This window comes from Collinsella sp. UBA1693, from assembly GCF_002320115.1.
GTDB lineage: Bacteria > Actinomycetota > Coriobacteriia > Coriobacteriales > Coriobacteriaceae > Collinsella > Collinsella tanakaei.
This window is the reverse complement of record NZ_DCJT01000011.1, coordinates 72,652-95,524: the sequence shown is the minus strand read 5'-3', so window position 1 is coordinate 95,524 and position 22,873 is coordinate 72,652. Positions and strand designations below refer to the sequence as shown.

24 protein-coding genes and 2 tRNA genes are annotated in these 22,873 nt (G+C 58.6%); 2 read left to right on the top strand and 24 right to left on the bottom strand.

The window, feature by feature from the left end:
* Nucleotides 1-3: 3 nt before the first annotated feature.
* The gene (gene pyrR, locus B3H65_RS07960; protein ID WP_009140284.1) at nt 4-588 is read right to left on the bottom strand and encodes a bifunctional pyr operon transcriptional regulator/uracil phosphoribosyltransferase PyrR; all 585 of its coding nucleotides are present in this window, start codon (nt 586-588) and stop codon (nt 4-6) included.
* A gap of 527 nt (nt 589-1,115) precedes the next feature.
* Here pyrR and rpmB point away from each other — a divergent pair.
* Nucleotides 1,116-1,304 (top strand): 50S ribosomal protein L28, encoded by a 189-nt coding sequence (gene rpmB, locus B3H65_RS07955; RefSeq protein ID WP_009140283.1) that lies wholly within the window; start codon nt 1,116-1,118, stop codon nt 1,302-1,304.
* Between the two features lie 165 nt (nt 1,305-1,469).
* On the opposite strand, the gene B3H65_RS07950 is transcribed toward rpmB, so the two are convergent.
* On the bottom strand, nt 1,470-2,690 hold the full coding sequence (locus B3H65_RS07950; protein ID WP_286684810.1) for a sensor histidine kinase: 1,221 nt from the start codon (nt 2,688-2,690) through the stop codon (nt 1,470-1,472).
* A 43-nt stretch (nt 2,691-2,733) separates the two neighbouring features.
* Complete coding sequence (locus tag B3H65_RS07945) at nt 2,734-3,429, bottom strand: response regulator transcription factor (protein WP_286684809.1); 696 nt, start codon at nt 3,427-3,429, stop codon at nt 2,734-2,736.
* Nucleotides 3,430-3,757: 328 nt separating this feature from the next.
* Here B3H65_RS07945 and B3H65_RS07940 point away from each other — a divergent pair, with 328 nt between their 5' ends.
* Entirely contained in the window at nt 3,758-4,456 is a 699-nt protein-coding gene (locus B3H65_RS07940; protein WP_286684808.1) for a M15 family metallopeptidase, read from the top strand.
* A gap of 45 nt (nt 4,457-4,501) precedes the next feature.
* Here the strand turns inward: B3H65_RS07940 and B3H65_RS07935 are convergent.
* The 21 genes from B3H65_RS07935 to B3H65_RS07835 all read right to left on the bottom strand — a co-directional run bounded on the left by B3H65_RS07935 (nt 4,502) and on the right by B3H65_RS07835 (nt 22,628).
* Nucleotides 4,502-4,578 (bottom strand) — tRNA-Pro (locus B3H65_RS07935).
* 311 nt (nt 4,579-4,889) lie between these two features.
* Nucleotides 4,890-6,146 carry a bifunctional phosphopantothenoylcysteine decarboxylase/phosphopantothenate--cysteine ligase CoaBC gene (gene coaBC, locus B3H65_RS07930; RefSeq protein WP_286684807.1) on the bottom strand — a complete coding sequence of 419 codons (1,257 nt, stop codon included), beginning with the start codon at nt 6,144-6,146 and terminating at the stop codon, nt 4,890-4,892.
* A complete protein-coding gene (locus tag B3H65_RS07925) occupies nt 6,146-6,862 on the bottom strand; it encodes a zinc ribbon domain-containing protein (RefSeq protein WP_286684806.1) in 717 nt (238 codons plus the stop codon). Before B3H65_RS07925 ends, coaBC begins: the two co-directional genes overlap by 1 nt.
* Nucleotides 6,859-7,665, bottom strand: coding sequence for a Nif3-like dinuclear metal center hexameric protein (locus B3H65_RS07920; protein WP_286684805.1), 807 nt, complete (start codon nt 7,663-7,665; stop codon nt 6,859-6,861). The genes B3H65_RS07925 and B3H65_RS07920 overlap by 4 nt, the downstream gene beginning before the upstream one ends.
* 3 nt (nt 7,666-7,668) lie before the next feature.
* Nucleotides 7,669-8,841 carry a cysteine desulfurase family protein gene (locus B3H65_RS07915; RefSeq protein WP_286684804.1) on the bottom strand — a complete coding sequence of 391 codons (1,173 nt, stop codon included), beginning with the start codon at nt 8,839-8,841 and terminating at the stop codon, nt 7,669-7,671.
* Between the two features lie 18 nt (nt 8,842-8,859).
* Entirely contained in the window at nt 8,860-9,537 is a 678-nt protein-coding gene (gene rpe, locus B3H65_RS07910) for a ribulose-phosphate 3-epimerase (RefSeq protein WP_117680437.1), read from the bottom strand.
* A gap of 13 nt (nt 9,538-9,550) precedes the next feature.
* Nucleotides 9,551-10,558: an NAD(P)H-dependent glycerol-3-phosphate dehydrogenase gene (locus tag B3H65_RS07905; RefSeq protein WP_117680429.1), complete on the bottom strand. Its 1,008-nt coding sequence runs from the start codon at nt 10,556-10,558 to the stop codon at nt 9,551-9,553.
* A 5-nt stretch (nt 10,559-10,563) separates the two neighbouring features.
* Nucleotides 10,564-11,256, bottom strand: coding sequence for a glycerol-3-phosphate 1-O-acyltransferase PlsY (plsY, locus tag B3H65_RS07900; protein WP_117680428.1), 693 nt, complete (start codon nt 11,254-11,256; stop codon nt 10,564-10,566).
* 8 nt (nt 11,257-11,264) lie between these two features.
* Nucleotides 11,265-12,602 carry a ribosome biogenesis GTPase Der gene (gene der / locus B3H65_RS07895; RefSeq protein ID WP_009140271.1) on the bottom strand — a complete coding sequence of 446 codons (1,338 nt, stop codon included), beginning with the start codon at nt 12,600-12,602 and terminating at the stop codon, nt 11,265-11,267.
* 27 nt (nt 12,603-12,629) lie between these two features.
* On the bottom strand, nt 12,630-14,063 hold the full coding sequence (locus tag B3H65_RS07890) for a DUF512 domain-containing protein (protein ID WP_286684803.1): 1,434 nt from the start codon (nt 14,061-14,063) through the stop codon (nt 12,630-12,632).
* Nucleotides 14,060-14,911, bottom strand: coding sequence for a 4-hydroxy-3-methylbut-2-enyl diphosphate reductase (locus B3H65_RS07885; protein WP_286684802.1), 852 nt, complete (start codon nt 14,909-14,911; stop codon nt 14,060-14,062). Before B3H65_RS07885 ends, B3H65_RS07890 begins: the two co-directional genes overlap by 4 nt.
* A 3-nt stretch (nt 14,912-14,914) precedes the next feature.
* A complete protein-coding gene (locus B3H65_RS07880; RefSeq protein ID WP_286684801.1) occupies nt 14,915-15,643 on the bottom strand; it encodes a lysophospholipid acyltransferase family protein in 729 nt (242 codons plus the stop codon).
* A complete protein-coding gene (cmk, locus tag B3H65_RS07875; RefSeq protein WP_286684800.1) occupies nt 15,640-16,323 on the bottom strand; it encodes a (d)CMP kinase in 684 nt (227 codons plus the stop codon). Before cmk ends, B3H65_RS07880 begins: the two co-directional genes overlap by 4 nt.
* Nucleotides 16,324-16,421: 98 nt before the next feature.
* Nucleotides 16,422-17,204 carry a pseudouridine synthase gene (locus B3H65_RS07870; protein WP_286684799.1) on the bottom strand — a complete coding sequence of 261 codons (783 nt, stop codon included), beginning with the start codon at nt 17,202-17,204 and terminating at the stop codon, nt 16,422-16,424.
* Complete coding sequence (scpB, locus tag B3H65_RS07865) at nt 17,197-17,934, bottom strand: SMC-Scp complex subunit ScpB (protein WP_009140265.1); 738 nt, start codon at nt 17,932-17,934, stop codon at nt 17,197-17,199. The genes B3H65_RS07870 and scpB overlap by 8 nt, the downstream gene beginning before the upstream one ends.
* Before the next feature lie 5 nt (nt 17,935-17,939).
* Nucleotides 17,940-18,740 (bottom strand): segregation and condensation protein A, encoded by an 801-nt coding sequence (locus B3H65_RS07860; RefSeq protein ID WP_117680421.1) that lies wholly within the window; start codon nt 18,738-18,740, stop codon nt 17,940-17,942.
* A gap of 92 nt (nt 18,741-18,832) precedes the next feature.
* Nucleotides 18,833-19,501, bottom strand: coding sequence for a site-2 protease family protein (locus B3H65_RS07855; RefSeq protein WP_009140263.1), 669 nt, complete (start codon nt 19,499-19,501; stop codon nt 18,833-18,835).
* Between the two features lie 15 nt (nt 19,502-19,516).
* The gene (locus B3H65_RS07850) at nt 19,517-19,816 is read right to left on the bottom strand and encodes a hypothetical protein (RefSeq protein WP_117680419.1); all 300 of its coding nucleotides are present in this window, start codon (nt 19,814-19,816) and stop codon (nt 19,517-19,519) included.
* A complete protein-coding gene (locus B3H65_RS07845; RefSeq protein WP_286684798.1) occupies nt 19,803-21,812 on the bottom strand; it encodes an ABC-F family ATP-binding cassette domain-containing protein in 2,010 nt (669 codons plus the stop codon). Before B3H65_RS07845 ends, B3H65_RS07850 begins: the two co-directional genes overlap by 14 nt.
* Nucleotides 21,813-21,881: 69 nt before the next feature.
* Nucleotides 21,882-21,956, bottom strand: a tRNA-Val gene (locus B3H65_RS07840).
* Nucleotides 21,957-22,010: 54 nt separating this feature from the next.
* Nucleotides 22,011-22,628: a hypothetical protein gene (locus B3H65_RS07835; protein WP_117680417.1), complete on the bottom strand. Its 618-nt coding sequence runs from the start codon at nt 22,626-22,628 to the stop codon at nt 22,011-22,013.
* Nucleotides 22,629-22,873: the final 245 nt, after the last annotated feature.

Below are 22,873 nucleotides of genomic sequence, written 5' to 3'. Positions count from 1 at the left end.
GCTCTACTCGCCTCCCAGCGGCGCGGAGCCCACACGGGCGCCCGGCGCGACTTCGGTGATCTCGACGGACGTACGGCCGTCTACTTCCTTGCAATACAGGCGGACGTTCTCGTCGCGGGACGAGGGAACGTTCTTTCCAACGAAATCAGGGCTGATGGGAAGCTCGCGATGTCCGCGGTCAACAAGGACGGCGAGCTCGATGCTCTTGGGGCGACCAAGGTCCATAACGGCGTCCAGGGCGGCACGGATGGTGCGGCCGGTATAAAGGACGTCGTCGACCAGAACAATGCGCTTTCCATCAACATTGAACGGAATCTTGGTCTCGTGAACCTCGGGGGAAATATGGGTAAGGAAGTCGTCGCGATAGAAGCTGATATCAAGGCTTCCCAGCGGAACCTCCGCACCTTCGATTTGGTTGATCTGCTCTGTGAGCTGGCGCGCCAGGATATCTCCCCTGGTCACGATGCCGACAATGGCAAGGTCGTTGCAGCCCTCGTTGCGCTCGATGATCTCGTGCGCAATACGCGTGATCGCGCGCTGCACAGCAGTCTCGTCCATGATGACTGCCTTGGGTGAAGACGTGCCCATCGATCTCCTTCCCTGCTCCTCGCGGCGCCATCGCACTGATGAGACACCGCAAAAAAATAGATGCCCGACCGCTAGCGCGGTTGAGACATCGGCAAGAGTGATCTCGAGGGCAACAACAGTTGCGAAGAGGTATGTATCCTTGCGGTATCTCGTACGCGCTTAAAGGTCCTTTGTAAGTATACACATGTTTCCACCTTGTTTCGAGCACGAATACGGAAACTTGTAGAACGCTTGCTTTTCCACATACGAGTGCCCAAAGGCATCTTCCGGTCCCTGCAAATTAATAATGTGATGAGAATACGCACGGAATGATTATTTAATAGGCGCCATAGCAAATGAGTCTTGCATGAGCATCTTGAGCAGGCGATAATATGACTCCCACGAAACCGAGCCCAAGCTCGAATCAAGTGCAGAAAAAAGTAACATGTGCAATATGTAGATTACGCACATGTTGCCCATGCTGTGCTATAGTTCATTGCTGTTTGTTCACGCGGCACCGAATCTAGCCGCCCAAGGAGGGTCAAGAAATGTCCAAAGTTTGCGAAATCTGCGGTAAGCACCCCGTTGCTGGTCGCTCCATCAGCCACTCTCACCGCGTCACCAACCGTACGTTCCGTCCGAACATCCAGCGCGTGTACGTTGTTGTCAACGGTCATCGTCGCAAGATGAACGTGTGCACCAGCTGCCTCAAGGCCGCCAAGGTGGCTCGCTCCTAAGGTCTCCCCTTTTTGGACAAACGTTTGCTTGCAAGCAAAGGCTCCCTGTTGATTTCAGGGAGCCTTTTTTCGTAACTATGCTAATTGGACACCGAACCGCATGGCCACCTAAACATAGTCCTTCCCTTGCTGCGAACCTAATGTATGAATGGATTCAGCGAATCATTATTTGTTAGCACTGCAAGAGCAAGGAATTCGAATTATGAACACCGTATGGCCGGACTCGCTCGTCGCCGTGATGTCGCCCCCATGCGCTGCGACGATCTCCTTTGAAATGGCAAGGCCAAGCCCGGCACCCCCGCGACCAGTCGAGCGAGCCCCATCGACGCGGTAGAACTTCTCGAATATATGGACAAGGTGTTCCGGAGAGATTTCTCGTCCCGTATCCTCGACCGCAAACACAACCGATTCGCCCTCGATGTGAACATTAAGCAAAACCTCTGTTGAAGGGTTCGCAAACGCCACGGCGTTCTTGAGTATGTTGCCTAAAACGCGAGCCATCTTATCGGGGTCGATAAAAGAATCAACAGGTCGATCGGGCGCGTGGACGGCAATTGAGACCCCGCGACCGCTCGCAGCAGGAAGAAGCTCATCTGCAACCTGTTCAGCCAACATCACTGCGTCGACCTGTTCGCGTTCAACGGGGATAGAACCAAGGTTGTAGCGGGTTATCTCGAAAAACTCGTCCATCATGCCATCCAGACGGCGAGCCCTATCAAGCGCGGCAGACGCAAAGCGCTCTCGCTTCTCATAAGGCAAGTCGGGCTCCTCGGCAAGCAGAGCAAGGTAGCCAATTACAGAGGTGAGAGGCGTCTTGATATCATGCGCAAGATACGCCACAAGCTCGTTCTTGCGCGACTCCGCCGCCTCGGCCGCATGAAAGGCGCTCTCGACGCGCTCCCCCAGCCGCTCAAGCTCCAGCTGGGCCTGTGTAAGGTGCTCCGGCAGCTTTGGCGCAACAAGGGAACCGTTATTGGTGGAAGCCTGGGAAAGCGCCCAGATAACGCTGTCCAGATCTAACGCGACAATGTGGATCCGCAACGCGGCGATAACAACGAGGCCCACGCCGTATGCAGACCACACCAACGGCCCCTCGATAAAGCCAACAACCGCATGGTAATCGCTGAGGTCACGGAACTGATGCAGTCCATCCGCCATGGAGCCCTCTTGCATCCCAAGCATGCGGTACAGGTCAACCTGGGAATCCGGAACGCTTACCCACGTAGAGGCGGCATCGGCGATAACAACGGAAAGGGAGTCTGCAAACAGAGCCCGGCAAAGCGAAATCAATGCGATGAAACCAAGGGTATAGGCGACAAGCGAGAGAGCGAGCCCCGCGTACGCGCGGCGCCGGCACAAAACGCCCTGCATGGTCCTCATCTTCATAACGATTCCCTTCTAAGCATCGCCCCAAACATCTCGGCCTAAACTAGGGCGCGATCTTGTAGCCAACACCCCAGACGGTCTCGATAAACACCTGCTCGGAGTCGAGCGCCGCGAGCTTTGATCGCAAATGGCGAATATGCACCATAACGGAATTGGAGCTTGCGGGCATATACAGATCTTCCCAAACCGCTTCATAGAGGTCTTGGGTGGCAACCGGCCTCCCAGATGCTCGCAGAAGCACCGCAAGCAGATCGAACTCCTTTGGCGTAAGCGAAAGCCGCTCTCCATGAAGAGACACCACATGGGTCGCCGAATCAAGCTCGATACCGCGACAGCGAAGTACACGCTGTAACGCAGCGTCGCTGGCATAGGAGCTGCGCCTAAGGCATGATTTAACGCGGGCGACAAGTTCGCGCGGCAAAAACGGCTTGGTTATATAGTCATCTCCCCCGCACGTAAGGCCCAACACCTTATCGGCTTCCTCGTCCTTGGCTGATAAAAAGATGATGGGGACAAATGATTCCGCACGCATGCGCGCGCAGAGCTCAAAACCGTCTACCCCCGGCATCATGACATCGAGAATAATCAGGTCGAACGACCCCTCGCGAACCATAGGCAAAGCCTCGCCCGCATGCACGCACACCTGGGTGAACATGCCGGCGCCCTGGAGGGTCTCGGCTACCAGCTCAGCGATCGAACGCTCGTCATCAACGATCAATATGTTTGGATTCTCAATCATGACGCCATTGTATAACGCCGCCCGCAACACGTATGCCCCGGCTGCAACGAGATAAGGAATCGTTAAGGGTCTGCAGAAAAACCTAAGGTATTGCCATGAGATGCATAAGGCGGTTCAAGCGTAGCGTATGAGAGCGTACACAGAAGGCTGCAATGTGGCAACCAGGCGCGCGCAGGCGCTCTCCCGGAGCCCAAAAGGAACACCAATGAACCGCACTCACCGCAATAACCACACGAGAGATGCCGCACCCGCATATCGCCCCGCATGCCGCCCCGCACGCAGAGTGTACTCGTCCCACGCATCCGCCACCGCTCCGCTTGGGACCAAGGTGCACCGCAAGAGGCGCTCGCGATTCAACCGAGCAAGAAACGTCCTGGTCGCCATTGTGGCAATAGCCGGGCTGCTACACATCAGCGGGCTAGCGAACCGGCTAGTTGTTCTGATAGAGCCAAACGCTGCGGCAACCTTTCTGCAGTTTGATGAGGACGAGGGTACGTGGTCCCTTGTATTAGTAAACGCCTCAAACCCTTTGCCAGATGGCTTCTCAGTTGAAACCGCGGATGTGGGCGGCGGACATAGCGTAGACAAGCGAATCGCCGACAGCCTGAACGCGATGCTAGAAGATTGCAGAAGAGCGGGATATCATCCCTTCATTCGCTCCTCATTTAGAACGAGAGATGAACAGCAGCAGATTCTCAACGAGCGGGTGGAGCTATACCGCGAAGCCGGCTACTCCGGGGAAGACGCGCTTTCCGCCGCACTACAATGGGTTGCGCCACCGGGGACAAGCGAGCACGAGCTAGGCCTTGCCGTGGATATAAATGATGAAGAGGACGATGAGGGCATGTACACATGGCTTGCCAGCAACGCGCACCAATACGGATTCATCTTAAGGTACCCGCTTGATAAGGTTGATGTGACGGGCATCTCGAATGAGCCCTGGCATTACCGCTACGTGGGAAAACAGGCCGCTGGCGAAATCTACCAAACGGGCGAGGCGCTGGAGGAGTATCTTGCAAGAACTTAGTAGATATAAAAAAACCCGACTCCAAAGAGCCGGGCTTGAAGCTTCTGGTCGGGACGACTGGATTCGAACCAGCGACCCCTTGACCCCCAGTCAAGTGCGCTACCAAGCTGCGCCACGTCCCGAAGCAATGTTGCTTTTGGCTTTCTGCCTTGCAACAGGGAATACTTTAACCCAGACCACCCAACCTATGCAAGAACTTTTTTCAAAAAAGTTGAATCTCTTTTCTCCGCATTAGCAACACTTGATTGCCACGACCCATTACCTGCGCTTTTTCTATAATCTATAGACCTGGAATACGACAAGGCAACATAAAGACACCCGCGTTCATATATGAAAATACGAATCGCCTTCAAGAACATGCAAACGGCCAGCACGAATTAACGCACCGGCCGCGACTGCAAAAGCTGATCAACGCGATAAGGGATAGCCGTCCCTAACGATAAAGGAGCGCGGCGCGCCTGAGGATCTCAAACGCAGCCTCATTCTTTGGCATACAGGGCAGCTCCTCTGCACCATCTGCCGTGATCCAAGTCACCTTGTCGGTATCGGACCCAAACGTGGAATCATGACGGGAGACGTCATTGGCAACAATGGCATCACAGCCCTTAGATGCCAATTTGGACGAGGCGTACTCGATGAGGTTATCGGTCTCCGCGGCGAAGCCAACCACTACCCTATCGCCCTTACGCGCAGACACAGAGGCTAGGATATCGCGCGTCTCGACCAGCTCGATGCAATCAAGACGCTCGTTGGCCTTCTTAAGCTTATGGTCCGCCTTGCGAACGGGCGTGTAATCGGCAACGGCAGCGGCGCATACCAGAATATCCGCGCCATCGAATGCGGCGTCGACCGCTTGGAACATATCGTCCGCGCTCACCACGTCGATGCGATGGACGCCGTCGGGACATGGCAGGTTGGTTGGTCCAGAGACCAGGACAACGCGCGCACCCATGGCGAGCGCGGCAGAGGCGATAGCATAGCCGAACTTTCCAGAAGAGCGGTTGCCGATGTAGCGCACCGGATCGATGGCCTCCTGCGTGCCGCCAGCGGTGACCACAACATGCTTGCCCTGAAGCAAGCCCGCGCATTCTTGGGCGAGATTACCGCTAGCGTCGCCGGCAATGGTGCGCCCCAAAACCTCAAGCGTACGCTGGGCGATGTCCTCAACGGAAGCCAGCTTGCCCGATCCAACGTCGCCGCACGCGAGTCTGCCGCACGCGGGCTGCACGATCTCGCATCCGCGGGCAATCAGGGTCGAGAGGTTCTCCTGCGTCGCAGCAGCCTCCCACATCCCGGTATTCATCGCAGGAGCGATAACAATGGGGCGGTTGGTAGCGAGCAGGGTTGTTGACAGCAGGTCATCGGCAATGCCATGGGCCATCTTAGCCATAACGTTCGCGGTCGCGGGAGCGACCAGAACGACGTCGGGCTCCTGAGCAAGCGAGATGTGATGGATGGGGTCCTGCGGATCATCGAACAGACCCACCGCCACCGTCTCGTGCGTTAGCGCGCGAAATGTGGTGGGCCCGACAAAATGCGTCGCATGCTCGCTCATGAGCACCTTTACGCGAACGCCCGCCTTCTGCAGTAGACGGACGATCTCGCATGATTTATATGCAGCGATGCAACCCGTGACGCAGACAAGCGCGCAAGCCTGCCTGCCGTCGGAACGCAAAAGGGCCGCACCCATTATTCTTCCTCGGCCGAAATGACCAGCAAGCGATGGCAATAGGGGCACTCGGCCACCTCGTCCGCGCCCTTAAGGGAGTCCATGGACGAAGGAGAAAGCGACATGCGGCAAACGCTGGGAACAGCGCCCTCGAGCTTCTCGACGCCCAGGCCATTGAAGCGCTTGGACGCCTTGTTGTAGGTATCGATAATGGATGAATCGACGGTCTTGATAAGGGCGTCGCGCTGATGGCGGGATACCTCGATGCGGTTTCTGATCTCATCAGCTTTTTCGCGGGCAGCTCGCGTGTCCTCGATCACGGACGCCTCGAACTTAGCGATGTACTCAGTGGCATACGCCTCGTTGGACTTGGCCTTCTCGAGCGCTGCGATCTTGTCCTTGCGGGCGAAGTTGATCTTGTCGAGCTTTTTTGCGATGCCGGCGAGCTGCTGCTCGAACTCCTTCATGAGACGGTGGTTCTCGGGCTTTTGCATCTCGCTTTGCGCCTGGTCGACGGCGGCATTGCAGAACGCCTCGTCCTCGTCCAAATCCGCAAGATCGTTTTCGAGGTCCTTGCGTGCAGCAAGGAGCTTGTTGGCATCAGCCTTGAGCTTGAGGTAAGCCCTGCGCTTTTTAGCAAGCTGGGCAATCTCGGGCATGCCGTCGAGCGCGGCCTGGTCGCGCTCGAGCGCCAGATCGAGTTCCTGCAATTTCAAAAGCGTAGATCCGACGGTCATGCGCGCTCTCCTTTTGTATAGGTCCACCATTGATGAGGATTCTTTATTGTAGCGATTGGACCGCTAAATCCCACCCGGGCAAGCGCATCGACCAAGATATCCACGAACGGCTCCTCGCTGCGGTCGTGTCCAAGCAAGATAACGCTGCATCCGCGGACGAGGAGGTCTTGGCATACATGATAGCCGCCCTCGCCCGTAACGATCGCGTCCGCCCCGCACGCTAAGGCGAGCTCGCCGAAATCGCCCATGGAGCCGCCCAGAAAAGCAACGCGCCCAAGAGCCCGATCGGGATCTCCCCATACGCGCGGATCGCAGCCGAAAGCTTCACTACAGCGAGATGCGAGCTGTTCCAAGGTGAGTTTAGAAGAAGCGTCCGCAAGCGAACCCAACCCGAGCGCCCCAGAACAGGAGGCGGATTCCAAGGACGAAACAGCCTGCAAGCCCACGAGCGACGGTAGGAGTTGCTGCGCCTCGCAGGAGCGATCGAGGTTGGTATGAAGCGAGATGATGCTGACGCCGAACTCGACAGCCGCGAACACGGCGGCCGCAGACGACGGGTACGCGGGCGAAGCGGGAACAAAAGCCTGCGGCGCCTTGATGTAGACAGGGTGATGGGTAAGCAAGACGTTCGAGCCATCGGCCGCAGCGCGACGAACGTTCGCCTCACTCGCATCGAGCGCCACCGTTACCCCGCGGATCTCATCATCCGGACGGCCGACGGACAGGCCCACGTGGTCCCAGGGCTCAGCCGTATCAGCAGGAAATAGCTCGAAAAGTCCCTCAAGAAGCTCTGAGATAAGCATTATCTACCCCGCAATCTTCAACAACGCGTCGGCGAACCTATCGAGGTCCGCTGGATCGACGCGGTCGTCGAACGAGATGCGAAGCGAACCCAGGGCGCGCTCGCGCGGAATACCCATGGCGGTGAGGACATGACTGGCATCCATGGACCCGCTGGAGCAGGCGGAGGCTGCTGAGACTTCGAACCCGGCGACGTCGAGCTTTAGGATGAGCTCTTCAGACTCGATGCCGTCCACATAAAGCGAAACGATACCGGGAAGACGGTCGACCGCAGCGGGGTCGCCCATGGTGGCGTGTATACGAGCAGACGAGGCAAGTCGCCCGTAAAGCGCTCGGGAAAGCTCTAACAAGAGGGCGTGATCGCGCTCAAGGGAAGCGTGCACCGTGCGAGCAGCAGCGGCGAAACCGAGAATGGCTCGAAGGTCCTGCGTGCCGGGACGAAGCCCCCTCTCCTGCCCGCCTCCATGGAACAGCGGTGCAAGCTGAGTGCGGTTCTTGAGATACAGCGCGCCGATACCCACGGGTCCCCCAACCTTGTGACCCGCGACGGAAAGGGCGTCAACGCCAAGCCGTTGCACATCGAGGGGGATGTGGAGCCAGCCCTGCACGGCGTCGGTATGAAAGAGCGCGCCGCATGAATGAGCCGCGCGCGCAAGGTCCTCGATGGGCTGCACGACGCCGGTCTCGTTGTTGGCAAGCATGATGGAGACAAGCGCGACGTCCCGTCCCAGCAAGGCCTCGAGGGCGTCCGGGGTAATGAACCCCTTTCGGCAAGGTTTAACCACGTCGACCGAGAAACCGGCGGCGCGAAGCTGTCCGAGGTTATCGAGGATGGAATCATGCTCGATAGCGGAAACTATCACGCGGCACCGCTTGGCATCGCGGGCACGAGCCGCCTGAGACAGGCCCATGAGAGCCATATAGTTCGACTCGGTACCGCCGCCTGTGAAGACCACCTCGCTCGCGCGCACGCGCGATCCAAACGTTTTGGCGATGTCCCTGCGAGCCGACTCGAGAGCGGCCTGCGCCTTGCGTCCAAGGCTGTGCAGCGAGTTTGGGTTTGCGCCGGCGATATCGGAGGAGTCGTAGGCGAGTTGAGCGGAAACCGCCTCGGCGCGCAAGGGCGTCGAAGCGGCGTAATCAAGGTTGACGATGCGGTTGATGGATGCGTTTTCCATTGAGCGCGACCCTATCCGCTACGCGTTGACCGCAAGGCCGCGGTTACCGAGCTCGCGAAGCAGATCGACCTCGGCACGAGGATCATCGGCACCAAAGACTGCCGAACCCGCGACCAGAACGTCGGCGCCAGCGCGAACCACTTGCTCGATGTTTTTGGACGAAACGCCTCCGTCGACCTCGATGAGGGGAGACACGCCATGCGCCTCGCAAAGACCGCGGAGCTGGCGCAGCTTGGCGTAGGTGCTCTCGATGTAGGACTGGCCGCCAAAGCCCGGGTTCACGCTCATGACCAGGACCATATCGAGCTCTTCGATAATGCTCTCGAGAACGCAGACGGGAGTGGCGGGATTCAAGACAACGCCGGCCTTGCAACCGCGCTCTTGGATGTGCTTGATCGTACGGTGCAGGTGCACGGAGGCCTCGTAATGAACAGTGATGTAATCCGCGCCGGCATCGATATACCAGTCGATGGTCTCGTCAGGATTGGTAACCATCATATGGACATCCAGGGGAACGTCGCAGGAGCGCTTCGCCGCGGCGACCACGCCGGCTCCAAACGTGAGGTTCTGGGTGAAGTGGCCGTCCATAACATCGATATGGATGAGGTCGGCATTGTCGATCATCTTGAGGTCGCGACCAAGGTTCGCAAGGTCAGCGGAAAGAATCGAGGGGGAAATCAATACGGAATCGCGCATGGTGCCAGCCTTTCTAATCGTCCATGCCATAGAACTCTTGGGTGGGAAAACGGTCCGTGAGCAACTCGAGGGCCTCCGCCAAGGTACCGCCATGATAGAGCGTACGTTCGAGAGCGAAGGTAAGAGGAGCATCCACGCCCAACTCGCGTGCGAGCTCGGAAACACTGCGAGCTGCAGCCGCGCCCTCGACCACCATATGGGAGCGCTGCTGGTACTCGTCAAGCGACGTGCCGCCGGCGAACGCGACGCCGAAAGAACGGTTGCGCGAATGCTCAGAGGTGCAGGTGGCGACCAGATCGCCCATTCCTGCAAGGCCCATGCAAGTCATGGGGTCTCCCCCGCGCGCATGGACCAGACGGCTGATCTCTGCTAGGCCGCGAGTCATAATGAGAGCGAGCGTGTTATCGCCATAGCCTGAACCGGCTGAGATGCCGCACACGATGGCGATGATATTTTTGGTCGCGCCGCACATCTCAACGCCGACCACATCGGGAGAGACGTATACGCGAAACGCAGGGGAGATAAGAGCCGCCTTAAAGAACTCGGCCACCTCCGGATCCTCCGAGGCGATGACGGCGGCAGATAGGCCCCCGCGACAAATCTCTTCGGCGTGATTAGGGCCAGATAGCGCTGCGATGCGCTCGGGATGACCTATCTCATCTCCTATGACCTCGGTCATCAACAAGCCTGAAGTAAGTTCCACGCCCTTGGTAAGGCAAAGCACCGGAACGGAATCGTCCAGATAAACCGCAGCCTCATGAGCAACGGATCGAAGATGCGTAGAGGGCACGGCAAAGATCACGCCCTCGGCGCCATCGATGACTTCTTGCAGGGACGAAGAGGCGGTGACGTTATCAGGTAGACGATAGCCATCAAGGTAACGGGGGTTGACGTGATTGGAGTTGATTCCGTCCGCCGTCTGCGGGCTATGAGCCCACATGGCAACGGAATCGACGGAATCGGCGACAAGGCCGGCTACGGCCGTGCCCCACGAACCTGCGCCGATAAGGGCGATCTTCATGTCTGTTACTCACCATCCATCTTGGTAGCGCGCTTGGTAAAGGAAAGCTTTGACTCCGTGCCGGCGCGCAAGCGAGAGATGTTGCCACGGTGCGCCCAAACAACGGTCCAACCCAGCACTGCCCAGATAGCAAGCGCAGACAGGCTGATCTGGGGGAACAGAAGATACACGGTAACCGGAACAAGGGCGGCCGTGGTGATTGACCCCACGGAGACATATTTGGTTATGGCCACCAGTATGATGAATATGCCCAGGTGAAGAAGTGCGAGCGGCCAGCAGAATCCAAAGAGCACGCCCACGCCCGTCGCGATACCCTTGCCTCCGTGAAATTTAAGGTATGGCGAGAAGATGTGCCCGTAGAGGCAGGACAATGCCACGAGCGCCAGCAACACATCGCCCGATGCGCCGGGATCCATAATGGAGGCGCCGGCGCAGTAGCCAAATGCAGCGATGGCCCAGCGCCCAATAAGGACCCCCAAAACGCCCTTGAGGCAGTCAAACAACAGCGTGAGCGCCGCGACCTTGGGACCGGCGACGCGAAGCGCGTTGGTTGTACCGATATTGCCCGAGCCAGCCTTACGGATATCAACGTTACCGGAGAGCCTACCGATGATGAGGCCGAAGGGAATACCGCAAACCAGGTAGCAAACAGCCATGCAAACAACCGTGACTACAATGGGAGATACTGAAGCATCCATGGGCGGGATTAGTCCTCCTTCTTGGAATCTTTCTTACGGAATCGCAGGCGAATAGGCGTACCTTTGAAATCGAAAGCGGCGCGCATGCGGTTTTCGATATAGCGACGATACGTATCGTTCACCATATCGGTATGGTTAACGAAGAAAGTGAACGTAGGCGGCTTGGTGCCGGTCTGCGTCACGTAATGCATGCGAAGGCGGCGCTTGCCATCCACCACGGTATGGCCGAACTCGCGCATCTCGGTAAGCATCTGGTTCAAACGGGATGTAGACACCTTGCTGGCGCGTGCAGCGGCTGCCGCATCGATAAGCGCCCAGATCTTCTCGACGGAACGGCCGGTAAGAGCAGAGATGCGAAGCACGCTGGCCCACGGAGCCAAGGTGAGACGGCGGTCGACCGTCTCCATAACCTGCTCGCGCTCGCGGTCGTCCTTGAGAAGGTCCCATTTATTAAGCAGGATGACCAGTGCGCAACCGCGCTCGATAGCGAGGTTGGCAACCTTTTGATCCTGTTCGGTCATGCCCGTGGTGGAATCAACCACCAAGAGCGCGACGTCTGCGCGGTCGATAGCGCGCAGTCCTCGAACCATAGAGTAATACTCAATGTTCTCGTAAACGGTGCTCTTCTTGCGAATACCGGCGGTGTCGACCATGCAATAACGGCGCCCATCGCGCTCGACGATGGTGTCGATGGCGTCGCGCGTGGTACCCGCGATATCGGATACGATGGAACGGTCGGAACCGATAATCTTATTGAATAGCGAGGACTTGCCAGCGTTGGGTCGGCCTATGATGGCGACAGACAGAGAATTGGGATCCGAAGGCTCCGCGGTAAGATCGTCCTCTTCGGGGAACAGCGCGACAACCTCGTCCAATAAATCGCCGGTACCGTGGCCGTGCAGGGCGGAGATGGCAATGGGCTCGCCAACGCCAAGAGAGTAGAACTCCCACAGGTTATCGCCCTCGCGATCAGGGTTATCAAGTTTATTGACCAGCAAGAACACAGGTGCCTTGACGCGCTTGAGCATGCGGGCGACCGATTCGTCTTCTTCCGTGACGCCGGTGGTGCCATCGACGACGAACAGGATGACCGCAGCTTCCTCGCAAGCTGCGAGAGCCTGGTCTCGGATAGAGGCGGAGAAGACGTCCTCGCTCTTAAGGGGCTCGATGCCACCCGTATCGACCAAAGTGAAGCTACGTCCGTTCCAATCCGCCTCATGATACGAACGGTCTCGGGTGACGCCGCGGCTCTGGTGGACGATGGCATCGGCGGTCTGCGCGATACGATTGACAAGTGTGGACTTGCCCACGTTGGGGCGACCGACGATAGCGACGATGGGTTTCATATATTCAGGCTCCTACAGTCCGAATCTCTAGTGTTGCAAAAGCGGGTCCTCTTCGAGGAAATCGAGAAGCTCCGCCGGGGTTGTGGGAGCCACGCGAACCGCGCCCCCGCGCTTCTCCAGCGATTGAAGAAGCTGCTCACGATGATACCCGTCCAGCGTAAGGCCGCTAGCGTTGAACATCACTTCGGGCAGAATGAGCATAACACCGCCCAAATCTTGGGGCAGCTGTTCAAGAATATCCTCAGCGGTGAGAAGGCCGGTTACGTTGACGTTGCCGCCGAAATAGCGGTTCTTAATATCTGTAACCTTGCCCGCAAGGGACTCGTCCTCAATAAAACGCGCGACCGTGGGACGTGCCGCTTCGCCAGACAGAACGAGAAGCTCAAAACCGCGCTCGCGCAAGATGTCGCGAACGGCAACCATACGAGACGGATTGCGCAACACGGCATCGGTATCGTCCAAATACGAGCGAATCATTCCGATACCGTCGTAAAACTGCGGATAACCGTCGTAGAAATCAGCTGGAGGCGGGTCTAGCCGAGCGGCGATGAAGAACTCATCTGAGAGCTGGAAGGTATGTCGACCAAAGCGTTCGAAAGCACGGTCTTGGTAGGGGCGCACCTGCTCGACGACGGCGCGCGCCAAAGCCGGGTCATGTGAATACGAGGACGTAAAACGGCTTTGGTGCTTGGTAAAACCAAGCGGGACTATACCCAGGCTTGTAACCTGGGGATGGGCCTCGCAGTATTCAAGCGTGCGCGCAAGCTCCTCGCCATCGTTAAGGCCGGGGCACAGCACGATCTGCGCATGGATTTCAATACCCGCAGCCATGAGCAGCTCGAGAATTTCCATGCCGCGCGCGGCGTTCCTACCGATGAGACGGCGGCGCACCTCGGGCGTCACCGCATGTATAGAGACATTCATGGGCGAGAGGTTCTTGGAGATGACGTTTTCAACATCTTCATCGCTCATGTTGGTCAACGTGACAAAATTACCCTGCAGGAATGAAAGCCGATAATCATCATCGCGAATGGTAAGCGTCTTGCGGCTCTCGCGAGGCAGCATGGTCATGAAGCAGAACACGCAGGCGTTGACGCAGGTGCGCATACCGTCGAAGACGGCGTCGTTAAACGTAAGCCCCCAGTCCTCTCCGGGGAAGCGCTCGAGCACGCAGGAGGCCGTCGTGCTGTCGGATGGATCGAAGACCTCAAGCTCGACCTCGTCCTCATCTGCCTCCCACAGCCACACGATCATATCCGTCAATGGCTCGCGGTTGACGCGGGACACGTACATGCCGGGCTCGATGCCAGCGTCATATGCAGGGGAATCAGGACGGACCGCGGTTACCAGCGCGCCATGAAACGCGCCGTCCCCCTGAGCGCGCCGCGTAGACGAACCATAGTTGGACGCCTGCGAGGCGTAAGCGGGGACTGTAAGGTCGACAACATCTATATCACTCATAGTCCAACCGCCCGGGCGATAACGGAGCGAGCTTGCTCGATGTGCGCGGCGGGGGTAGAGGCCCCGGCCGTGATGCCGATTAGCGAGGCGCCCTCAAACCAAGCGGGGTCGATCTCTGCATCGTCCTCGATATGGTGCGTGGATGCACAGCGCTCAGAGCAGATCTGCGCCAAACGACGCGTATTGCCTGAGTTTTTACCACCCACAACCACCATTACGTCGGCACGTCTCGCCAAATCAGCGGCGCTGGCCTGACGCTCATGGGTGGCCTTGCATATTGTGTTGATAACATTGACCTCCGCCACGCGTGGTACAAGAGCGGAGACAATCTGCGCCAAGCGCTCGGGAGTCTGCGTGGTCTGCACAACCACGCCGACGCGACGGCAAAGGTCGATGGAATCAAGGTCCTCGACATTGCTTACAACAAATGCCGCGCCGCCCGCATGGCCCAGGATGCCCTCGACCTCAGGATGCCCGCTCTCCCCCACCACGATAAGCTGATAACCCTGGGCGACCAACTTGGCCGCGGCGGCGTGGACCTTCTTGACGTAGGGGCAGGTGGCGTCGATTACGTGCAGGCCGCGATCGCGCGCCTCATCGATAACCTGCGGCACCACGCCGTGGGCGCGAATGACCAAGGTGCCCGCAGACGCATCGTCTACGGAATCGGCAAGCCCAACCCCCTCGCGCTCAAGCTCGCAAACAACGCGGGGGTTATGGATAAGAGGGCCGAGCGTATGGACAGGTTGGGCGGCATCATGCGCCGCGGCATATGCCTTGGACAACGCGCGCTCAACGCCGTAGCACACGCCCGCGTGCAGAGCGATTTCAATAACAGATGCAGGCACGGTCTAGAACCTCCCGGGATGCTCGGCGCGGAGCTGGTCGCGAAGCGCGTACATGCGCGAGACCGCCAGGTTCTCGACCCATTGGGAGCGCTCGCGGCGCTTCATGCCCTCGGGCGCATCGTTAAAGGAAACATGCTCGCCGGCCCTCATCCAGCACTTTTTTGGACGAGGAACCTTTTTACCGGCAGGGGTGATATCGCGAAAACCGCACACGGCCATAGGCGTGATATCCGTCTTGCCCATCTGCGCCATAAGCGCAAATCCGCCGTGGACCTCGACCGGCTGCTCATCCGTGCGAATGCGCGTGCCCTCCGGGAAGATAAGAACATCCTCGCCGCGCTGTAGGGCGTGCTGCGCGCGTCGAAGACTTTTCATATCTGCGGTGCCGCGCTCGACGGGAATGCCGCCAGCGCGCGAGAACACCCACTCCACGATGCGATGCGACCCAAATTCACTCTTAAAAATAGGACGGAAGATGCGGCCGCGGCGCCACAGGTAGGTGCAGATGGAGACCACCTCTGCCATAGAGGTATGGTTGCAGATAATGACGGTGCCCTTGCCATCAGAGCGCTCGAGCATATACCGCTCGTCTTCCATGCGGGCACACCACATGCACAAGGCGAACGCCCACACAATCGCGAGCGCGACATTGCGAACGCAGCGAATGGGCAGCGGAAACTCGCCTACACCCGCGTCATAGTACTCATCATAAGTTGAATGGAACAGCTTCATGAATCTCGCCTCTTAGAGATAAGGTCGCGAATCTGGTCGACGACCTCGTCGATGGTGAAACGGGACGAATCGATGCGAACGGCATCGTCGGCGGCGCGCAAGGGCGCGGCTTCACGGGAAGAATCGAGCCTGTCGCGACGTTCAAGATCCGCCAGGGTCTCATCTACCTCGCGCTGAAGAGCCTCATCGCTCAACAGCTCGCCGGGGTGACGCTGCAGCACGCGACGCCGCGCTCGCTCGCGGGGATCGGCCGTAAGGAAAACCTTGACAAGCGCATTGGGGAACACCACGGTGCCGATATCGCGCCCCTCTGCGACGACATCGCGATCTTGGGCAAAAAGCCGTTGCACGGGCAGCATGGCCTCGCGAACGCCGGGGTAAGCAGACACCTTGGAGACTATGCGGTCTACAGCCGGCGTGCGGATATCATCGCTTACATCGCGCCCATCGACGGAAATGCGCGTAGCCTCGCCCGCAGAATCAAAGCTGATGTCAAGAGAGCGAGAAAGGGTGACGACCCCGTCTTCATCGTCCAAATCCACACCATGCAGCGTGCAGGCAAAGGCGACGGTACGGTACAGGGCCCCGGTATCCAGCTTCTCAAACCCCATGCGCCTCGCGATCTCGCGGGCGATGGTGGACTTTCCAGAACCAGCGGGGCCATCGATGGCAACGATCATCGCCGGTCTCCTTTCTGTTCAGCCGCGCGCCGTCGAGGGCGGCGGGACACATATCAATACAAGCGAACCAGCAGAAGCGGTATTCTACTCGCGAACCGCTACCCTCTGAGCAAGGCGACCTCGCGCTCATCTAGCTCGCGCCAAGAACCCAAGGCCAGGTCACCCAGATCAAGATCCCCAAAACGGCAACGGTGCAAGCGCAACACGGGATGGTGCACGCGGCCGAGCATGCGCTTGACCTGATTCTTGCGGCCCTCTCTAATCTGGACCTCGACAAAACCCGTATGCGCGGGAACGTTGCCGTAGGCCACCGGAGCGGCGAGCCGCCTAGAAACGATGCGGCAGCGAGCGGGCTGGCAAGGCCCATCGTCCAGCTCTATGCCACGGCGCAAAGGCTCCAGGTCCTCATCGCGCACATCGCCGTCGACCAACGCGACATAGGTCTTCCAGACGTGCTTTGAGGGATGCAGGAGATCTTGGCCCAAATCGCCGTCAGTGGTGAACAGCAACAAGCCGGTGGTATCCATATCAAGTCTACCAACCGGAAACAGGCCCGGGTATTTATCTACGGGAACGAGCTCAGCCACGCACGGCCTGCCTTGGGGATCGCGCATGGTGGTGAGATAGCCCGCGGGCTTGTTGAGCATGAGGTATGCCTTACCGCGCGACAGCGCTACGGCAACGCCGTCAACCTCGACAAGATCGACCAAGGGATCGACCTTGGTTCCCAGCTCGCATGCGATGCGCCCGTTCACCTTGACGCGTCCCGCCGTCATAAGATCCTCCGACCCCCTGCGGCTCGCGACGCCCGCACGGGCCAAAAACCGCTGCAACCTCATGGGGACCAGGCGCTCATCGGGGCGGAATGCGGGGCTACTCATGGGAACCGCCTTCCATATCCGTAACATCCGCGTCGCCATCGGCGACGCCGCCGATCAGTTCCATGTCCGCATCCGGAACATCCTCGGTACCCAGCAGGTCGCGCTCCTCCTCCAAGTCCTCTTCCGTCTCCTCTAAGGTAGACTGGATGGAGCGGCCGCTTAAGCGTTCGCGAATAAACTGGCGCGATTGCTCATCCGGTGCAAACTGCTCAAGATCGGGCAGGTCGCGCACGCTGCGAAGACCGAACTTCTCCAAGAATGCCGCCGTGGTGCCGTAGAGAATTGCCTGCCCGCGCTGGGGATCGCGACCCATCTCGCGGATAAGGCCCTTATCGGCTAGCGACGAGATGACGCCGTCGGAGTTGACGCCGCGGATGCCCTTGACGGTCTCTCGCGTAACGGGCTGGTGGTACGCGATGACGGCGAGCGTCTCGAGCGCCGCCTGGCTGAGCTTCTGGGTGTCCCAAGACAGCACAAACGCCTCAACCTGGTCGTGAAACGCCGGGTGCGTGAACAGGCGCCATCCGCCCGCAACCTCGCGAAGCTGAAAACCGCGATTCGCCTCCTCATACTCAACCTGGAGTTCCGCTAGAAGCGATGCGACCTCGCCCGGAGCGACATCAAGCGAAGCCGCGAGCGCGCTGGCGCTTACCGGATCGCTGGAAACCAGCAGCAACGCTTCGAGCGCACCCTTTATGGACGAGGGGCCCAACGTAGAAAGGTCGGACATACGGGCTACTCCCCTTCTTCTTCAAGCGATTCGCCGAGACGGTACTCCGGCGCGCCCTCAACGCGGTCGATACGAATGATGCCGAAATTCTCGTCCTGCTCAAGCGTGACCGAACCGCGCTTGGCAAGCTCGAGAATCGCCAAAAAGGTGGCGACCACCTGCTCTGTGGTGGCATCGCCATCGAGCAGCTCCCTAAACGTAGTATGAGGACGAGAAATGGTAACGCGGTCAACGGAGGCAACGGTAAGCTCGATAGGCATGCGGCGCGGGGCGACATGTTCGGCCTCAAGCAGAAACTTCTCGCGGCGGCCATCGATATCCGCGCAAATCACCGCCAGTCCGCGCAGCGTGATGCCGGCCAGGTAATCTGGCATAAGGTTCAAAAACTCTGGGTCGGGACCGGCGACTCGCGGATGCATGCGGCTTTCGGCCTCCATACGGGCGCCCAGGGCAGCCGCCGCACCCTTGAACTGCTTGTACGCGATAAGGCGGGCGATAAGGACCTCGCGAAGCGCGTCGCCGTCCAGGTCCGCAAGCTCTTCATCCTCGTCCTCGTCCAAAGACGCCTTAATGGGTTCATCTGGAACCAGGGAAGCCGCTTTGATATCGAGGAGGGTGGCGGCGACAAGCAAAAAGTCGCTCGCAACATCCAGGTCCAGCGCCTGCATTCGTTCGACTTCGGCAAGATACTGCTCGGCGACCTCTGAAATGGAGATGGATCCGATATCGACCTTTTGCCTGCTCACCAACTGGAGCAGCAGGTCAAAGGGGCCGGAATAAGCCTGCGTGGAAACGCGATAAGACAACGCCAGCCTCCTTGGACTCGACCCGTAAAACCGCAAGGCACCCAGGGCGAATGCGGTCTATCTGCACAAACTGCTAAAAGTGTACCGCACTCTTATGCCAGGGCGAAGGACAGAAGGGCATCGCCCAGCGGATACACCGTGAAATCGAAGTAGATATCGATGAGGTCGATGCCCGTGAGCATGGGCAGCAGGTAGAGCACAACGATCAAGATGGGCATGGCGTATTGCTGGATACGGTAGTAGGTGTTGAGCGCCTCGCCCTTGAGAAACAGCACCAAGATGGAGGAGCCATCCAGCGGGGGAAGCGGAATAAGGTTGAAAAACGCCAGGGACAGGTTTACGAAGATAAACGTGAGCGCAAACTCCGCAACAATGGAACCGGCGGCCGTGGCCCACATCGACCCGTTTACCACGCCGGAGAGCAGCAGCGCGCCCAGGCACGCAAGCACGATGTTGGAAGCGGGCCCCGCCAGCGAGATCAAGAGCTCGTCGCGCTTGGGATGCTTGAGGTTGCCCAAATAGATCGGAACCGGCTTGGCGAACGCGAACACCGGGCCGCCTGCGGCGATCATGAGCAGCGGCAGCAATATAGTGCCGAACGGATCGATATGGTTAAGCGGGTTGAGAGACACCCTGCCACGCGAGCGCGCCGTCTTATCACCCAGGGCATAAGCGGCAAGCGCGTGCGCGCTCTCATGGATGACGATGCCGATGATGACGGCAAGAGCGCTGATAAGCAGCGATTCTATATCTAGACCCATCGGTTGCGATACCTCCTAAAGGCGCAGGGCGCGAGACGCGCGGCAGCATACGTAGTCAAGAAGGAACAAGACTGCGGCGACCAGGGCGAAATCAAGACGGAACACCCCTCCAAACGGCGTGGTGATGACTCCGTAGCCAGCGATGACGGCGGGCATGGCGCGAGAGAGGTCGACCACGAACCCAACCATGTTGAGCCGCGCCGAAAGCCCGGAAAAGCACAGGACGACGGTGATGGCGCACATCGCGATAGCGCATAGCCTCAGCGCGATGGCCACAATGCTCAGGACGATAGCCCCGGCTCTACGCAAGTCCACGTGCGGTCTCCTCTTCAATCTTTGTCGAGAGCTCGAGCCATTCATCCTCGAGCGCGGGAATCTCCTTCTTGAGACCGTTATATTCCACCAACGCGGCGTTGAATTTCTCCTGATCGGCGTAAAGCTCCTCAGACGCCATCAACTCCATGAGCTCGTCATAGCGCTTGCGATGCTTCTCTAGAAGCCTATCGACCTCGGCCAAGCGCGTCTTGGTCTTCTTAAGGCGGCGGTTGAGCTCGGCGCGGGCGTCTGCCTCGGCACGGCGCTGCTCGCGGGTCTTCTTGCCCTCGCGGACGGGCGTCTGCTCCGTAACGTGAACACGAGGTGCGCGGGCGGGCTGCTTGGCCTGCTGCGATGCGGTCTCTTCCGCCGCGGCGCGCTGCGCCAGGTCCTCGCGTTTATACAGGTAGTAATCGTAATCACCGTCGATCACGGTCATCTTGCCGTCGCGAATATCAACCACGCGGTTCGCCACAGCGCGCACTAGGTGCTCGTCATGGCTAATGAGGACGATGGTGCCGGGGAAGTTGCGCAGCGCATTCTCGAGCATATCGACCGAATCGATATCAAGGTGGTTAGTAGGCTCGTCCAGGCACAGCAGCGCTTCGGGGGCTACCAGCATCTTGGCCAGGGCCAAACGCGCGCGCTCTCCGCCGGACAGTACGCCTACGCGCTTGTCGACGGAGTCGCCGCTAAAGAGGAACGCGCCCAAAAGGCTGCGCTCTTGCGGAACGGTCCAGCCAGGTGCCACCGAGTCGATCTCCTGCAGCACCGTGTTGGACTCCTTCAAGCCCTCCAGCTGATGCTGGGCGTAGTACGCAACGCCTACGTGAAGACCAAGCTCGCGGGTACCAGATGAAGGCGCCTCGACACCGGCGAGCATCTTGAGGAGCGTAGATTTACCGGCACCGTTGGGGCCAACCAGGGCCACGCGGTCGCCGCGGTAGAGCTTGAGATCTATACCGCTATAGATACGCTTGTCGCCATAGGACTTGCTCACACCCTCAAGCGCCGCAACCATGTCTCCGGAGCGCGGGGGATCGGGAAACTTGAAGTCTACATGCTTGTGGCCCTCGGGCAAAATGACAAGCTCGCTTTTGATCTGCTCGATACGGCGCATACGCTCTTGAGCCTGCGCCGCCTTGGTGGGCTTATAGCGAAACTTATCCACGAAGACCTGCATATGGGCGATCTCGCGCTCCTGGGCGGCTCGCTTGGCGCGCATCTGCTCAAGGTTGTCCTCGCGCTGCTTAAGATAGGACGAATAGTTGCCCGTGTACACCGTTACGCGGCGGTTCTCCAAAGCCGCGACGTGGTCCACGCAGGCGTCCATAAAGGCGCGGTCGTGGCTGACAATGAGAACGGCGCCCTCGTAGTTCGCGATGAAGCCGCGCAGCCACTGGACGCTCTCGAGGTCCAAGTGGTTGGTCGGCTCGTCCAGCAATAGAAGGTCCGGCCTGCGCAAGAAGAGCTTCGCCAGCGCGATGCGCATCTGCCAACCGCCAGAGAATTCAGAGCACGGCTTATCGAAATCCTCTACGCGAAAACCCAAGCCCGCGAGGATCTGACGAGCGTTGCTCTCCAGCTCGTATCCGCCAAGATGCTCGAAGCGGTCCTGAACGCGACCGTACTCGGTTAGCATCTCATCCAAATTATCGTCTGGAGAAGCCTCTGCGATGCGCACTTGAAGCTCCTCGGCGCGCTCGCCCATTCGACGAATCTCCTCGGCCGATGCCATCACCTCTTGAATGATGGACGTGTCGGAGGCAAGCTTGGTCTCCTGCTCGAGATAGCCCACCTTAACGTCCTTGGCATATTGCACGGAGCCTGAATCGGGAGACTCCTGGCCCATGATGATTTTGAGCATGGTGGTCTTGCCGGCACCATTTGGTCCAACCAGCGCATAGCGCTCGCCGGCATTGATCTGAAGCGTGGCGCCGGAGAACAGCACGCGGGCGCCAAAGCTTTTCTCGATCTTGTCTGCAAGGAGAATCATGTATCCATCACCTTCGCACTTTGACCAATAAGAAAAAAGGACCCGGTCTCCCGGGTCCCCATTAAGTTCTGGTGGGCGATACAAGATTCGAACTTGTGACCCCATCCGTGTGAAGGATGTGCTCTACCACTGAGCCAATCGCCCTTAGCGCTTTTCAGCAGAAAGAATATTACCATGGGATTCCAAATACGCCAACAACTATTTTTGGAATCTTGTCGCGTTTGTGGACAAGGTTGTGGACGAGGAAGGATTGACAACGGGAATCTCGCCGCGCTCGATAGCGCGAGCAACCTGTCGATCGGTACGAAGAACCTTGCCCGTAGGCGTACGTTGAAGGTCGAATACGTCAAACGCCGTACCAGCAAGCTGGTCTTTCTTTACCTGCGTAACTAGGTAGAGCAATAGCCCGTTGATAAACAGGCTGTACAACGAAGAGGCAACGCTGGCAAGCTGCCCACTCACCGCATTGTGCGCACAAGAGGCCGCGCTAAGAATCACAAGGATGATCGCGAGGATACGGAAGCGCTTGGCGAACCTGGGATGGTCGGCGCAATGCAATGCGGCGATGGCGAGGACAATGTTGAACACAAGATCGACCAGAAAGACGGCACCACTTGCAAGCGCAGCCTGTCGCGTGGGCGCCACGGCGCTGGAGAAGTCCGTGATATCAAAACCGGTCAACAGGTAAAACGCCAAGAAGACGATGGCGACAAACGCGGAGAGCACATACCAAGCAAGATAAAGCTTGCTGACGAACCTCAGCACCTGTTGGGCACCGGAATGTGTGTTGTATCCATGTGACGGCGCGGGGTCCATGTTCTTCCCCTTTAAAGACTGCTGATTTATATCGTATCGAGTTTATCAGAAGTGCCCCGGGTTCTCCCCTTTTAGACACGCCACGGAACACCTCGGTTACACAAACGAAGCGTGGACGATTGCCGCGATGCAAGAGAATCCGCCGCAAGGCGAAATGTGCCCGAGTAGAGGATCTTTATCAACAAAAAAAGAGTCGAAAGCGAACTTCCGACTCTTGAAATTTCTTGGGTGGAGACGAGGGGGAT

Coding starts and splice junctions, on each gene's coding strand:
- der (WP_009140271.1), bottom strand. CDS start 12,602: ATGAAACCCATCGTCGCTATCGTCGGTCGCCCCAACGTGGGCAAGTCC.
- B3H65_RS07835 (WP_117680417.1), bottom strand. CDS start 22,628: ATGGACCCCGCGCCGTCACATGGATACAACACACATTCCGGTGCCCAA.
- B3H65_RS07925 (WP_286684806.1), bottom strand. CDS start 6,862: ATGACCGTCGGATCTACGCTTTTGAAATTGCAGGAACTCGATCTGGCG.
- B3H65_RS07845 (WP_286684798.1), bottom strand. CDS start 21,812: ATGATTCTCCTTGCAGACAAGATCGAGAAAAGCTTTGGCGCCCGCGTG.
- B3H65_RS07920 (WP_286684805.1), bottom strand. CDS start 7,665: ATGCTTATCTCAGAGCTTCTTGAGGGACTTTTCGAGCTATTTCCTGCT.
- B3H65_RS07890 (WP_286684803.1), bottom strand. CDS start 14,063: ATGAGTGATATAGATGTTGTCGACCTTACAGTCCCCGCTTACGCCTCG.
- rpe (WP_117680437.1), bottom strand. CDS start 9,537: ATGCGCGATTCCGTATTGATTTCCCCCTCGATTCTTTCCGCTGACCTT.
- B3H65_RS07950 (WP_286684810.1), bottom strand. CDS start 2,690: ATGAAGATGAGGACCATGCAGGGCGTTTTGTGCCGGCGCCGCGCGTAC.
- cmk (WP_286684800.1), bottom strand. CDS start 16,323: ATGATCGTTGCCATCGATGGCCCCGCTGGTTCTGGAAAGTCCACCATC.
- plsY (WP_117680428.1), bottom strand. CDS start 11,256: ATGGATGCTTCAGTATCTCCCATTGTAGTCACGGTTGTTTGCATGGCT.
- scpB (WP_009140265.1), bottom strand. CDS start 17,934: ATGTCCGACCTTTCTACGTTGGGCCCCTCGTCCATAAAGGGTGCGCTC.
- B3H65_RS07855 (WP_009140263.1), bottom strand. CDS start 19,501: ATGGGTCTAGATATAGAATCGCTGCTTATCAGCGCTCTTGCCGTCATC.
- B3H65_RS07915 (WP_286684804.1), bottom strand. CDS start 8,841: ATGGAAAACGCATCCATCAACCGCATCGTCAACCTTGATTACGCCGCT.
- B3H65_RS07905 (WP_117680429.1), bottom strand. CDS start 10,558: ATGAAGATCGCCCTTATCGGCGCAGGTTCGTGGGGCACGGCCGTAGCC.
- coaBC (WP_286684807.1), bottom strand. CDS start 6,146: ATGGGTGCGGCCCTTTTGCGTTCCGACGGCAGGCAGGCTTGCGCGCTT.
- B3H65_RS07870 (WP_286684799.1), bottom strand. CDS start 17,204: ATGAGTAGCCCCGCATTCCGCCCCGATGAGCGCCTGGTCCCCATGAGG.
- pyrR (WP_009140284.1), bottom strand. CDS start 588: ATGGGCACGTCTTCACCCAAGGCAGTCATCATGGACGAGACTGCTGTG.
- B3H65_RS07945 (WP_286684809.1), bottom strand. CDS start 3,429: ATGATTGAGAATCCAAACATATTGATCGTTGATGACGAGCGTTCGATC.
- rpmB (WP_009140283.1), top strand. CDS start 1,116: ATGTCCAAAGTTTGCGAAATCTGCGGTAAGCACCCCGTTGCTGGTCGC.
- B3H65_RS07880 (WP_286684801.1), bottom strand. CDS start 15,643: ATGAAGCTGTTCCATTCAACTTATGATGAGTACTATGACGCGGGTGTA.